The organism is Mycobacterium sp. URHB0021, assembly GCF_054057895.1.
This window is the reverse complement of the sequence record NZ_JBSRZT010000002.1, coordinates 3140261-3153285: the sequence shown is the minus strand read 5'-3', so window position 1 is coordinate 3153285 and position 13025 is coordinate 3140261. Positions and strand designations below refer to the sequence as shown.

The window sequence follows — 13025 nt, the reverse complement described above, 5'->3', positions numbered from 1 at the left end:
CATCTCTTCTGCCGCAGCGAATTATGTGAGGGCCGACCACGTCGGCAAGCCGCGGCGATGAATATCGCCGACAAACTTCTGCACCAGGGTGTCCGACGGCGCGGCAACGACGGCGACCACGTCGCGCTTGATCATCGGGCGCAGCCTGCGCACCACGCCTGTGGGGCGCGGCGCCAATGCCGACACCGGCACGATCGTGACCCCCATACCGGCCGCGGCCAGCTGCGCCGCGGTGCGGGGACTTCGGGTGCGTAGCGCGGGATTGAGAACCACTTCGTGGCGCGACGCCAGCTGATCGACCCAGACCGCCATCCCGTTGTCGGGGTCGTAGTGCACGAACGGCTCGGCCGACAGGGCCTGCATGGACACCGCGGACACCTGCGCAAAGGTATGCGCCGCGCTGGCGACGACCACGACTTCCTCTTGCCCGAAGACCTCGAGATGCGCGTCGGTCTTGGTGGGACGCGGCCCGATCGCGATGTCGGCGCGGTCCTCCGCGATCGAGGCGACCATCGCATCGGAACTGGTGTACTCGGCCAGATCGAGATGGACGTCTGGATGCCGAGAACGCCAGTGACGCAGCACGGGAACCAACAACCATGCGGTCATGGTCTCGACGCAGGCGATCCGCAATCGCCCGGCGCCACCGGCACCGACCCGTCTTCCGATCTGTATCGCTTGGTCGGCCGCCCGCAATGCCAATCGGGCTTCCTCGGCGCTGGCACGACCCGCGGCGGTGACTCGCACGCCCCGCCACAACCGCTCGACAACCGGAGCACCGAGCTCCTTCTCGAGTGCGGCGATCTGATGCGACAGCGCAGGCTGCGACATGTGAAGCGACGCGGCGGCCGCACTGACGGAACCGTGATCCACCAGAGCGACGAGGCACTCCAATGTGCGCAACGTTGTCATTCGGCAAAGATAGCCAAATACTTTGAGAATTCGATACCGCGGGCCACCGCCTCACGATTCCACCGTCTACGATCCGCAGACGCCTCGAATCGACGCAGATCAGCAAGGTATCGCATTCGTGAATTCTCAGCTCGACGCTCAAAAGTTTCATATTTCGGAAGCCGCGGATCCGTCCTGGCGCGTTCGATCAGGACGTCTGAGTCACCCTCAAGTCGACGATCTACCCTGCGGCACACGGTTATTCACATACCGGTGCCGTTTCTGCGTTTTGCTGCCTCACACGCGACTTCACGCATATTTGCGGGCATCCGGTGAGCGCTGTGCGCCCGGTTACATATCAGAGTCGGACATTGTTAGGCTGAATGCCCAAGCGCACCCAATATCAGTGCACTACTGACGTTCTCGATGCACGCGGCGGAGGAAGAAGGTTAGTGACAACACCAACGAGTCGTGTCCAGCGCGCGGCGCGAGCCCTGGTCCCGATGGCCGCTGCCGCAGCACTCTCGGCAGTTGCGCTTGGACCGGCGAGGGCCACGCCCACGATCGGTGCCACCGCCGTCACGCTGTCAAAGCAGACAGTCGCGGGCAAGGACTACATCGTCAGCGACATCACCATCGCGCCGGGTGGCAGCACCGGCTGGCACACCCACCAGGGCGAGATCTACGGAATAGTCAAAGCTGGCACGCTGACCCACTATGAATCCGACTGCTATGAAGACGGTGTGTACAACGTCGGAGATCCCATCACCGATCCGACCGGTCCCGACCACGTACACATGGCGCGCAACCTCGGTCCGGTCCCGGTGATACTCGAGGTCACCTATGTCGACCCCGCCGGCGCACCCACCTCCGACAGCGCCCCCAACCCGGGCTGCAGTTTCGAGTAGATGGACCGGACAGCACCCCTCGTCGGCTGTCCGCGTTTGCCGGTGTCAGCGTGCCGCTCCCAAGGCGCCCAGCGGATTGAGCAGGGCGGTGCACATCTGCCGCGGGTTGACGAATCCGAACAAGCCGCTGGAGGGCATCGCGGCGCAACCTGAGGCCACAGCCGGCCTGGCGGGCGCGGCTGGCACGGTGTTGCTCCACACGGCCGGGCTGGCCGCCTGCGCCCCGCACTTCGGCCACGCCTTGAGGCCCTGGCTACGGAGAACGTTCTCTGCCACGCGGATCTGCTCGGTGCGCGAAGCCGTCGCCGGGCTGCCGACGCCGCCGTTCGACGACCATGTGGCCGGTTTGAACTGCAGGCCGCCGAAGTGGCCGTTACCGGTGTTGGTCGACCAGTTGCCGCCCGACTCGCATTGCGCGATGGCGTCCCAGTTGACGGTGTCGGCGTTGGCGGTGCCCGTCGAGAGGGCCACGGGGACGGTCGTGAGCGCCCCGGTGATTGCGGCCGCCATCAGACCTTTGGTAACTGCCTTACGAAGGTTCATCTCTGCGGTCCTTCCCCGACCGTTTGACACAAGGCCCGCGGTGAAGAGCGAGCTCTCCGATGCGGTCAACCGGTACTTCGGGTGATAAACATCACGTGTTACAGACGTGTCGCGAGTTTTATTAGTTACTTATCTGGTGTAAGAGGCTTGTGAGGAAATAGAGACGATGCCGGGCATATCGCCCGGCACCGCCCTCATTCAACGAGAATTATTCGTTCTTTTTTCGGCCTAGCCGCGTCGGCCGCATACCGGCCATGCATGGATGCCCTGCGTGCGCAGGACGTTCTCGGCGACCCGGATCTGCTCTTCGCGGCTGGCATGCTGGGGCGCACCGGAGCCCCCGTTGGCACGCCAGGTGCCCATGGTGAACTGCAGGCCACCGTAGTAGCCATTGCCCGTAGCGGTCGACCAATTACCGCCTGACTCGCACGCCGCGACGGCGTCCCAATTGACGCCGCTGGCCGCATTCGCGGTGCCGGTGCCCAACGCCATCGGCGCGACTGCGAGCGCGCCGGCGATGGTGGCCAGCCCGAACGTCTTGCGGATGTTCTTCACTTCGATCCTTTCGCCAAGCGCGCGCCATCGACGCCCGCGGGGGCGGGCGTTTGGGGGCCTGTACAGGCCGGAGGGTTGGGCCGCACCGTCTCGGTCAGGTGCGGCAGGGGAGGCGGGATGTGCCTCGCCGGACGTCATGCCCGACGGCCGTTGAAGACGCACTCGCCTTCCACAGCCCCACTCACGCGCAGGTTCGTGGTTTTGAAATTATTTGCTCGTTTCGGAGCTGTTCGGACGGTACAAAGCGGATCGGCCAAAGTCATATCCGGAACGAACGTGTAGCGGTTTGATAACAGACAGATCACGATCACCATTGATAATTTGAATGTGCAGGTCAGATGTGGGTTTGACGCCACGACTGAACTCGCAGCGTCGAGGCGGCACCGTGAGCCAAATCACGACGATTTTGTGAGCTGGACCACCGCATATCGCCGTCATATCCGTTCACGCCACGGCGGTTCGGGCTGTGTCACCCTCAAAATGCTTCCGCCGAGCACTGATCGGCGAGCGGTTCGCTGGCCATCGCGGCAGGTCTCGGACCCTTTTCGACGGCTAATCCCTTGCCACTTCACTTTGACGAAACTTCATCCGCGTCCAAGAGTGAACCAATCGGCGTTTGTGCGGCGGCAGCGGATTCGGGGTAGTTCGACGGCAAAAATCAGTACGTTTCAGCGTGTTTCGCCGAGCCGGCGTCCGGTGTTCGCGACGTCAGCAGTCCCAACCGTGGAGGGTTTGGTGCTCCACGGGCTGTCTCCACGTGCCGAACGGACCAGCGCAACCCTGCCCGCCATGCGCGGCGTCCCGTGAGGGCGTAATCGCGGCCCGAAAAGTGCTCGAATAGCTGCGTTTATCGGCTCGAGGCTGCCCAAATCGCAGGCCCCGGACGAGATCTGGGCAGATCTCGAGTGAGCACCGGGCGCGAAATTCGGCGTCGTTCGCACGCGCCAACTGTCATTTATCGCGGAATATAACGCTCAAATTAGATACTAAAGATTGAAACGTTAGCGACGACAAATCCACCGCGCGAAATAGGAGAGTTTGCTAGCTAATTTTTGGCAGGCTGTCAGCGGCAGACAGATCGGCCGCGGTGTTGACGTTGGTCAACGAGGGCTGCTCGGCCATGACGATCCGTTGAGTGTCGACGCTGTCGACCAACGCGCGCATGCTGCGTTGCCCCGCCGCTACGAGCTCGGTGATCCGGTCGAACAGTGCGGTTCGGTAAATGCCGGCCAGATAGTGGTCACGGCCGTCCCACGGAAGCACCACATCGGCACCCAGACGTACTGCCGGACCTGCGAGTTCGTCGATCAGATCAGCAGACAGGTAAGGCATGTCCACGGCGCTCACGAAGGCTAGCTCGTGGCCGGCATCGGCGGCCGCTCGTAGCCCGCGGCCCGTCGCAAGGAGAGGCCCGACGCCGCGCACCTCGTCCCGGAGGATCTCCGCCGGCAAGGCAGGCAGGGCCTGGCCCGGGGCCGCGATGACGAAGACCGGCGAACACCGCGCACTGACCGCCGAGACCACCCGTTCGACAAGTGTTGAGCCGTCGTAGGTAAGCGTGGCTTTGTCGCGACCCATCCGTCGCGACGCCCCGCCGGCCAGTACCACCGCCGCCAGCGGCACAGAGGTCGTCACCAGGGTGACGTTAGTCGACGGTCCAGGTGTCCTTGCCGCGAAGCAGCGATTGCAGCGCGGCCGTGTCGTGCGGCCTGGCCTCGCGCGCCGCCGCGACCTGCTGACGGGCGGCGTCGTCGTAGGTCGGCTTGCTGACCTGCCGGAAGATGCCCATCACCATGTGCTCGAGGCTCTGCTCGGAGAGACGTGACAGCGCGAACGCGTAGGCCGGATCGTTGATCTGCGCGTTGTGCACGACGATTTCGTCCGCGGAAACGTCGGCGGTCTTGGCCACTTCGAGGCCGAAGCCCGACTTGACCACGCAGTACTCGCCGTCGGCGCCGAACGTGATCGGCTCGCCGTGGCGAATGTTGATCAGGCGCTCTTCGGCGCCTTCTTTGCGCAAGGCGTCGAACGAGCCGTCGTTGAAGATCGGGCAGTCCTGCATGATCTCGACCAGTGCGGCGCCGCGGTGTTGGGCGGCGCCGCGCAGGACCTCCGACAGACCCTTGCGGTCGGAGTCCAGCGCGCGGCCGACGAACGTCGCCTCGGCGCCGAGCGCCAGCGACACCGGGTTGAAGGGGTAGTCCAACGAGCCCATCGGCGTCGACTTGGTGACCTTGCCGACCTCCGACGTGGGCGAGTACTGCCCCTTGGTCAGGCCGTAGATCCGGTTGTTGAACAGGAGGATCGTGATGTTGATGTTGCGCCTCAGCGCGTGGATCAGGTGATTGCCCCCGATCGACAGCGCGTCGCCGTCACCGGTCACCACCCACACCGACAGGTCGTTGCGGGCCAGCGCCAGCCCGGTGGCGATGGTCGGGGCGCGGCCGTGAATCGAGTGGAAGCCGTAGGTCTCGAGGTAGTAAGGGAAGCGGCTCGAGCAGCCGATGCCGCTGACGAACGCGATGTTCTCGCGGCGCAACCCCAGCTCCGGCAGGAAGTTGCGAATCGTGTTGAGGATGACGTAATCACCGCATCCGGGGCACCAGCGCACCTCCTGGTCGCTGGTGAAGTCTTTGGACTTCTGCGGCTCGTCGGTGGTCGGCACACCGCTGGTCTTCGCGAGCGGAGTCAGCCCCAGATCAGGGTGTTCCGTTCCGATCACATCAGTCATGCGTTCGCTCCCACGCCAGTCACGCTCGCCTCATTCGCGTCGCTCGTCTCAACCGTCGCCGCCGCCAACCGGGCGAACTTGGCCTTGTCCGTTTCCTTGTCGTTCAATGTCCCGTTCAGTGCGGCGTCGATGATGCCCTCGATCTCATCGGCGAGGAACGCCATGCCCTCCACCTTGGTCACCGACTGGATGTCGACCAGATACTTACCCCGCAGCAGCAGCGCGAGCTGGCCGAGATTCATCTCGGGCAGGACCACGTTCGGGTAGCTTCGCAGCACCTCGCCGAGGTTGGCCGGTAGCGGGCTGAGGTTGCGGATCTGCGCGTGGGCGACCTTGATGCCCTTGCGGCGCGCGCGGCGGCACGCCTCACCGATGGGGCCGTAGCTGCTGCCCCAACCGAGGAGCAGGAGTTCCGCGTCTCCGGTGGGGTCGTCGACCTCGACGTCCGGGACGGCGATGCCGTCGATCTTGGCCTGCCGAAGCCGCACCATCAGGTCGTGGTTCTTCGGCTCGTAGGAGATGTTGCCAGAACCGTTGGCCGCCTCGAGCCCGCCGATGCGGTGTTCGAGACCCGGGGTGCCCGGAATTGCGAACTGGCGCGCGAGCGTCTCCGGGTCGCGCGCATACGGCTGGAAAGGTTCGCCGGATTTCACGAACATGTGCTTGATGGGCGCGTACGTGCTGACGTCGGGAATGCGCCACGGCTCAGAGCCATTGGCAATCGCGCCGTCGGACAGAATGACCACCGGCGTGTGGTAGGTCACCGCGATGCGCACGGCCTCCACCGCTACGTTGAAGCAGTCCGATGGCGAGCGGGGCGCGATGACCGCGACCGGCGACTCGCCGTTGCGCCCGTAGAGCACCTGAAGCAGATCGGCTTGCTCGGTCTTCGTCGGCAGCCCGGTGGAGGGCCCGCCGCGCTGCACGTCGATGACGATCAGCGGAAGTTCGGTCATCACGGCGAGGCCGATGGCTTCGGACTTCAGCGAGATGCCGGGGCCCGACGTGCTGGTGACGCCGAGTGCGCCGCCGTAGGACGCGCCGATCGCCGCGCCGATACCGGCGATCTCGTCCTCGGCCTGGAAGGTCAGGACATTGAAGTTCTTGTGCCTGGACAGTTCGTGCAGGATGTCCGACGCCGGAGTGATCGGGTAGGTGCCGAGGACGATCTGCAACTCGCCGAGGTGGCCCGCGGCCACCAGGCCGTATGCCAGCGCGGTGTTGCCGGAGATCTGGCGGTATTCGCCGGTCTTCAGTTTCGCCGGCGACACCTCATAGGTGGTGCCGAACGCCTCCGTGGTCTCGCCGTAATTCCAGCCGGCCTTGAGCGCCAGCACATTGGCCTCGGCGATGTCTGGCTTGCGGGCGAACTTCTCGCGGATGAACGCCTCGCTGTGCTCCAGTTCGCGTCCGTACATCCACGACAACAGGCCGAGCGCGAACATGTTCTTCGCACGTTGGCCGTCCTTCTTGGACGCCCCGATGGCCTCGACCGCGCCCAGCGTCAGCGTGGTCATCGGCACAGCCTGGACGACGTAGTCGGAGAGCTCGCCGGTATCCAGGGGGTTGCCCTCGTAGCCGACCTTGGCGAGGTTGCGCTTGGTGAACTCGTCTGAGTTGGCGATGATCAGGCCGCCGCGCGGCAGATCGGACACGTTCGCCTTCAGCGCTGCCGGGTTCATCGCGACCAGGACGTCCGGACGGTCACCCGCGGTCAGGATGTCGTAATCGGCGATCTGGATCTGGAACGAAGAGACGCCCGGCAGCGTGCCCTGGGGGGCCCGGATCTCGGCGGGGTAATTCGGTTGCGTGGCAAGGTCATTGCCGAACAGAGCGGCCTCTGAGGTGAACCGGTCACCGGTGAGCTGCATCCCGTCACCGGAGTCGCCGGCAAATCGGATGACAACTTTTTCCAGCTTCTGCCGTCCAACCGCGGAGCCTGCGGAGCCGCCGCCCACATCATTGCCCGGAGTGGCTCCGTTGCCGTTCGCCCCCACTCGCCTGCCTCCGTCTTGTCGGACTGCCTCCTGCGCATGTCCTCCGAGTCGCAGTCGGGTCGACGCGCCGTCGATGAAATCCGCAGGAGTTTTATGTCACTGTCAGTACCGATTATTGCACTTCTCTTAGTCAACCCTTCACCCGACGCGCGCGGCTCCAGCAATCGGAATCCGCTCGAACCTACTGCTCAGGGGGCGTGGTGGCACACCTCATAAGACGCAATTGTGTTTTCTGTCACTGTCAACCAGGCGTCATTTCTAAGGAAACGGTTACCGGCCGGTAGCCCCTGGCTAGCACTACGCCGGCAGGTTGAAGGGGGTGATCACCTGGATCGGCACCGGCCGGGCCGGCTCGACAGGCAGCGCGCCACGCTCCTGCAGGATCAGCCGCATCGCCAGCCGCGCGTCCGCACGCAGATCGTTGTGCAGCACCACCGAGAGGCGCCCCTCCCGCAGCAACCGCCGGTTGTCCGCGTCGAGGTCGTGTGCGACGAACACCCGGCACTGCCGGCCCGACTTCTCGAACGCAGCCACCGTCGCGGTGTTGCCGCCGCCGACCGAATAAACGGCTTCCACCTTCGGGTGCAGCTCCAGCGCCTGCAGAACCAGGCGTTCGTTGGGTTCGTCGATGCCGTCGCTGTCGCTGACCTCGACGATCGTCCGGCCCGAACCGCGAAGAGCCGTGCGGAAACCCATTTCCCGCTCGCCCTCACCGCGGAACACCGTGTTACTGACGGTGATCAGCACGTCCGACGGCGCGGAACCCAGCCACTGGTCCATCAGGTAGGCCGCGGTGACCCCCGCGCCGTGGTTGTCGATGCCGACGTAGGCGCAGCGCGAACTGCCCGGCACATCGGTCGCGTACGTCACCACCGGGGTGCCGGAGGCGACGAGGAGGTCGACAGCCTCGGCGACCTCCGGTTCGTCCTGAGCCTTGAGGATCACGCCGTGGCTGCCGCGCAGCCGGCCGAGAGTGTCCACCATCTGGTCGGTGGCGCCCGTCTCCCAGAGGTGAAATCGCGCCCGCAGCATGGCCGGCGCAAATGCCGGCAGTTCGGCCTCGACGGCGGTGCGGAATTCGTCGGAGAATCGCTGCGGAGTCTGCATGACCACGTCGATGAGGTAGCGGCGTCCGTTGAGCCGCAATTGGGCGCGCTGTTTGTCCAGGTCGGCGATCGCCTGCATGACCTCGGCCCTGGTGTTCTGGCGGACGCCGGGCCGTTCGTTCAGCACCCGGTCGACCGTGGCCTCGCTCAGCCCGGACTGCTGAGCGATCTCCCGAACCTTGTACCGGTGCGGCATCGGCGGGGCCCCGCTATCCTGAGGGTTTTTTGATGGCTTTCTGGTGTTGAATGCGGTCGATCTCACAGCAAGACTAACTGCTATGGCCGCACCGGTGGGCACCACGCACACGTCGTGGATCGACGAGTCCGACTGCCGACTCGAGGAGTTCCGCGCGCAAGTCATCCGAGCGACCGAACTCGCCGACTACCCGCACGCCCGCGATGTGCGGTCCAACGTGCTTGTCTACTCGGCGACCACTGTCGCCACCGCGGACTGCCGGGAGCTTGCGACTGAGCTGATTCGCGCGCTGGCCGACGGACCCGGCGTCGTGGTCTTCGAGGGTGCCTACTCCCCCGACGTCGTCGATCGCGCCAGCGAAGCCTTTTTCACAATCATCGAGGCGCAGCGGGCGGCGGGCGCGGCGGCAGGCGATCACTTCGGTAAGCCCGGCGCCAACGACCGCATCTGGAACGCGGCGCAGAAGCTCGCGCTGCAATCACCGCAGGTCTTCGCCGAGTACTACGCCAATGACGCGCTGGCTACCGTCTGCCAGGCCTGGCTGGGTCCGCGCTATCAAGTCACCTCACAGGTCAATGTCGTCAATCCCGGTGGCCAACAGCAGGTTCCGCACCGCGACTACCACCTCGGATTCGTCCCGGTCGACCATCTGGCGGAGTATCCGGCCCACGTGCACACCACTTCACCGGTGCTGACCCTGCAGGGCGCGGTGGCCCATTGCGACATGCCGGTGGAGAGCGGCCCCACGATGCTGCTGCCCCACTCGCAGCGGTTCAGGGGCGGCTACATCGCGTTCAACCGCCCGGAGTTCATCGAGTTCTTCGCCGAGCAGCACGTCCAGCTGCCCCTGCGCAAGGGTGATGCGATGTTCTTCAACCCCGCGCTGTATCACGGTGCCGGTTCGAACATCTCGGCCGATATCCGCCGAATCGCCAACCTGCTGCAGATCTCGTCGCCGTTCGGGCGCGCGATGGAGGCGCTGGACCGCGGTGCGATGGTGCGCGCCATCTATCCGGCATTGTGTGCGATGAAAGCCGCGGGCCGACCGCACCGCGAACTGGTCAACACCGTGGTGGCGACGGCAGAGGGTTACGCCTTCCCCACCAACCTGGACCGGGACCAGCCGATCGGCAGCCTGGCGCCGCCGAGCCAGGTCGATACGGTGCTGAGCGCGTTGGCCGACGACCTCACCCCTGAACAACTCGACGCCGCACTTCGCGGCCAGGACGAACGGAGAATTCCATGACGACACTCGGCGTGATCGGCTTGGGCCGCATCGGCGCGTTCCACGTCGACACCCTGTCCGGGTTGGACAGCGTAGGCGGGTTGGTCGTCACTGATGAACGGCCCGACGTGATCGCGGCCGTTGCCGCGAAACATGGTGCCAAACCTGTTGATTCGGTCGATGCGTTACTGGCGTCCGGCGTGGACGGGGTTGTCGTCTCCGCCGCGACGCCGGCCCATGCCGAGCTGACCCTGGCCGCCATCGAGCGCGGACTCCCGACGTTCTGCGAGAAGCCGATCGCCGCCACCGCCGCCGAGAGCGCGCGGGTGGCCGCGGTGATCGCCCGCTCCGGGGTACCGGTGCAGGTTGGTTACCAGCGCCGGTTCGACGCTGCGTTCGCCGCGGTCAAGCGCGCCGTCGACGACGGCTCACTGGGCCTGCTGCACACCGTGCGCAGCACGACGATGGACCCCGCACCGCCGCCCATGGACTACATCGCCGGCTCGGGTGGCATCTTCCGCGACTGCGCCGTCCACGATTTCGACGTGATCCGATGGGTCACCGGCCAGCAGGCGGTCGAGGTGTACGCCACCGGCAGCGTGCAGGGCGATCCGCTGTTCAGCGAGTACGGCGATGTCGACACGGCCGCGGTAGTCGTGACCTTCGACCAGGGCGCACTCGGCGTGGTGTCCGCGGCCCGCTACAACGGGCACGGATACGACTGCCGGCTGGAGGTGCACGGTTTCGCGGATACGGTGGTCGCCGGGTGGGATCAGGGTGTCCCTGTGCGAAATGCCGATCCCGGCAACGAGTTTCCGTCGGGGCCGCCGCACAATTTCTTCATGGATCGCTTCACCGACGCCTTCCGTGCCGAACTGGCAGCGTTCGTCGACGTCGTCAACGGCGCCGCCGCGCCCGCTGTTACCGTGGCCGATGCGGTCGAGGTCGCCTGGCTGGCCGAAGCGGCCACCGAGTCATTGCAGCGCCGTACCCCGGTGCGCGTAGAGGAAGTGAAGTCACGATGAAGATTGCTGCCGCGCCGATCTCCTGGGGGGTGTGTGAGGTGCCCGGATGGGGACACCAGCTCTCGTCGGACCGGGTGCTGACCGAGATGGCGGCCGTCGGCGTGTCCGCGACCGAACTGGGTCCCGAGGGCTTCCTGCCGTCGGATCCGGCCGAATTGACGACGCTGCTGGACTCGTACGGGTTGAGCTGCGTCGGGGCGTTCGTGCCAGTACTTCTGCACGATGTCGAGCACGATCCGGTGCCGGACATCGCGGCGCCACTCGACGCCCTGGTGGCCTCTGGCGCCGCGGTTCTCGTCCTCGCCGCAGCGACCGGTACCGACGGATACGACTCCCGTCCCACACTCGACGATGCCCAGTGGAACACGTTGCTGGCCAACCTGGACCGGCTCGCGGATGTCGCCGCCGATCGTGGAGTATCGGCGGTATTGCACCCCCACGTCGGCACGATGGTCGAGACCCGCACGGATGTCGAACGCGTGCTGGACGGTTCGGCGATCAAGCTGTGCCTGGACACCGGTCATCTGCTGATCGGCGGAACCGATCCCCTGCAGCTGGCCCGCGAGGTGCCCGGCCGGATCGCGCACGCCCACCTGAAGGATGTCGACGCGGCGCTGGCCGCTCGCGTGCAAAACGGCGAGCTCACCTATACCGACGCCGTGCGGAACGGGATGTACACGCGGCTCGGCGCCGGTGACATCGACATTGCCGGGATCGTTATCGCGTTGCGGACCAACGGGTTTGACGGTTGGTTCGTGATGGAACAGGACACCATACTCGAGGATGAGCCCTCGGATGAAGGGCCGATGCGTGACGTGCGGGCCAGCGTGGGCTACCTGCAGGACCTCTGCAACCGCGTCCCGGCGTGACGCTGCGAATCGGCGTGCTCGGCGCGTCCCGGATCGCCGAGCTCGCGATCGTCGGGCCCGCGCACGAACTGGGTCACCGGTTGGTGGCCGTCGCGGCGCGCGACCCGCTGCGGGCCAGGGGGTTCGCCGAGAAGCACGGCGTGGAACGTGTTCTGGCCTCCTACGACGAGGTGATCAACGATGCCGAGGTCGACGCCGTCTACAACCCGCTCGCCAATTCGCTGCACGCACCGTGGAATCTGGCCGCGATCGCGGCCGGGAAACCGGTGCTCACCGAGAAACCATATGCCCGGGACCGCGCCGAGGCCGAGCGGGTTGCGCATGCGGCCGATGCCGCCGGGATCACGGTGATGGAGGGATTCCACTATCTGTTCCATCCGGCGACCCGGCGCGCACTCGAGCTCGCGGCCGACGGCACGCTCGGCGAGCTCGTCCACGTCGAGGTGCGAATGGCGATGCCCGCGCCTGCCGATTCCGACCCACGGTGGTCATTCGAGCTGGCCGGTGGCGCCCTGATGGATCTCGGGTGCTACGGCCTGCATGTGATGCGACGGCTGGGCCATCCGTCGGTCGTCCGCGCACACGCCGAACAGCGCAGTCCGGGGATCGACGCCTGGTGCGATGTCGAACTCGCATTTCCCGGCGGCGAGACGGGCCTGAGCGCCAACTCCATGGTCGCCGACGATCGCATGTTCACCCTCCGGATCGTCGGGACCCGAGGAGATGTATTGGTGCACAACTTCGTCAAGCCGCACGATGATGACCGGCTGACCATCCGCACACCGACCGGCACGACGGTCGAACGACTCGGCACCCGGCCGTCGTACACCTACCAGCTCGAGGCGTTCGCCGCACACGTTCTGCATGGTGCGCCGCTGCCGATCGACTCGGCCGACGCCGTGGAGAACATGGCCTATATCGACGCCGCATATCGGGCCGCGGGCATGTCCCCTCGCTGACCGGTGCTACTGGCCCTGGC

General features: G+C 65.7%; 10 protein-coding genes and 2 pseudogenes. 5 read left to right on the top strand and 7 right to left on the bottom strand.

Annotated features, from left to right (window positions below; genetic code table 11):
• Nucleotides 1–21: 21 nt before the first annotated feature.
• Entirely contained in the window at nucleotides 22–912 is an 891-nt protein-coding gene (locus ACVWWN_RS17690) for a LysR family transcriptional regulator (RefSeq protein ID WP_457145020.1), read from the bottom strand.
• A 431-nt stretch (nucleotides 913–1343) separates the two neighbouring features.
• Here ACVWWN_RS17690 and ACVWWN_RS17685 point away from each other — a divergent pair, with 431 nt between their 5' ends.
• On the top strand, nucleotides 1344–1799 hold the full coding sequence (locus ACVWWN_RS17685; protein ID WP_457145019.1) for a cupin domain-containing protein: 456 nt from the start codon (nucleotides 1344–1346) through the stop codon (nucleotides 1797–1799).
• 222 nt (nucleotides 1800–2021) lie between these two features.
• Here ACVWWN_RS17685 and ACVWWN_RS17680 read toward each other — a convergent pair.
• The 6 genes and pseudogenes from ACVWWN_RS17680 to ACVWWN_RS17655 all read right to left on the bottom strand — a co-directional run.
• Nucleotides 2022–2276: pseudogene (locus ACVWWN_RS17680) on the bottom strand (transglycosylase family protein); the annotation flags it as partial.
• A 294-nt stretch (nucleotides 2277–2570) separates the two neighbouring features.
• A pseudogene (locus ACVWWN_RS17675) lies at nucleotides 2571–2804 on the bottom strand (transglycosylase family protein); the annotation flags it as partial.
• A gap of 1134 nt (nucleotides 2805–3938) precedes the next feature.
• A complete protein-coding gene (mobA, locus tag ACVWWN_RS17670; RefSeq protein ID WP_457145018.1) occupies nucleotides 3939–4532 on the bottom strand; it encodes a molybdenum cofactor guanylyltransferase in 594 nt (197 codons plus the stop codon).
• Between the two features lie 10 nt (nucleotides 4533–4542).
• Nucleotides 4543–5628: a 2-oxoacid:ferredoxin oxidoreductase subunit beta gene (locus ACVWWN_RS17665; protein ID WP_457145017.1), complete on the bottom strand. Its 1086-nt coding sequence runs from the start codon at nucleotides 5626–5628 to the stop codon at nucleotides 4543–4545.
• Nucleotides 5625–7625, bottom strand: coding sequence for a 2-oxoacid:acceptor oxidoreductase subunit alpha (locus tag ACVWWN_RS17660; protein WP_457145016.1), 2001 nt, complete (start codon nucleotides 7623–7625; stop codon nucleotides 5625–5627). Before ACVWWN_RS17660 ends, ACVWWN_RS17665 begins: the two co-directional genes overlap by 4 nt.
• Nucleotides 7626–7922: 297 nt before the next feature.
• Nucleotides 7923–8927 carry a LacI family DNA-binding transcriptional regulator gene (locus ACVWWN_RS17655; protein ID WP_457145015.1) on the bottom strand — a complete coding sequence of 335 codons (1005 nt, stop codon included), beginning with the start codon at nucleotides 8925–8927 and terminating at the stop codon, nucleotides 7923–7925.
• An 82-nt stretch (nucleotides 8928–9009) separates the two neighbouring features.
• Between ACVWWN_RS17655 and ACVWWN_RS17650 the strand changes: the two genes are divergently transcribed.
• From ACVWWN_RS17650 to ACVWWN_RS17635, 4 genes are read left to right on the top strand one after another with little or no spacing between them, the layout of a single operon-like run.
• The gene (locus tag ACVWWN_RS17650) at nucleotides 9010–10173 is read left to right on the top strand and encodes a phytanoyl-CoA dioxygenase family protein (RefSeq protein WP_457145014.1); all 1164 of its coding nucleotides are present in this window, start codon (nucleotides 9010–9012) and stop codon (nucleotides 10171–10173) included.
• Complete coding sequence (locus ACVWWN_RS17645; RefSeq protein WP_457145013.1) at nucleotides 10170–11177, top strand: Gfo/Idh/MocA family protein; 1008 nt, start codon at nucleotides 10170–10172, stop codon at nucleotides 11175–11177. Before ACVWWN_RS17650 ends, ACVWWN_RS17645 begins: the two co-directional genes overlap by 4 nt.
• Entirely contained in the window at nucleotides 11174–12046 is an 873-nt protein-coding gene (locus ACVWWN_RS17640) for a sugar phosphate isomerase/epimerase family protein (RefSeq protein ID WP_457145012.1), read from the top strand. Before ACVWWN_RS17645 ends, ACVWWN_RS17640 begins: the two co-directional genes overlap by 4 nt.
• Nucleotides 12043–13005, top strand: coding sequence for a Gfo/Idh/MocA family protein (locus tag ACVWWN_RS17635; protein WP_457145011.1), 963 nt, complete (start codon nucleotides 12043–12045; stop codon nucleotides 13003–13005). Before ACVWWN_RS17640 ends, ACVWWN_RS17635 begins: the two co-directional genes overlap by 4 nt.
• Nucleotides 13006–13025 lie beyond the last annotated feature (20 nt).

What these genes read in the sequence shown, in the direction of transcription:
- ACVWWN_RS17690 (WP_457145020.1), bottom strand. Translation starts at nt 912, where the DNA reads ATGACAACGTTGCGCACATTGGAGTGCCTCGTCGCTCTGGTGGATCAC.
- ACVWWN_RS17665 (WP_457145017.1), bottom strand. Translation starts at nt 5,628, where the DNA reads ATGACTGATGTGATCGGAACGGAACACCCTGATCTGGGGCTGACTCCG.
- ACVWWN_RS17655 (WP_457145015.1), bottom strand. Translation starts at nt 8,927, where the DNA reads ATGCCGCACCGGTACAAGGTTCGGGAGATCGCTCAGCAGTCCGGGCTG.
- ACVWWN_RS17650 (WP_457145014.1), top strand. Translation starts at nt 9,010, where the DNA reads ATGGCCGCACCGGTGGGCACCACGCACACGTCGTGGATCGACGAGTCC.
- ACVWWN_RS17645 (WP_457145013.1), top strand. Translation starts at nt 10,170, where the DNA reads ATGACGACACTCGGCGTGATCGGCTTGGGCCGCATCGGCGCGTTCCAC.
- ACVWWN_RS17640 (WP_457145012.1), top strand. Translation starts at nt 11,174, where the DNA reads ATGAAGATTGCTGCCGCGCCGATCTCCTGGGGGGTGTGTGAGGTGCCC.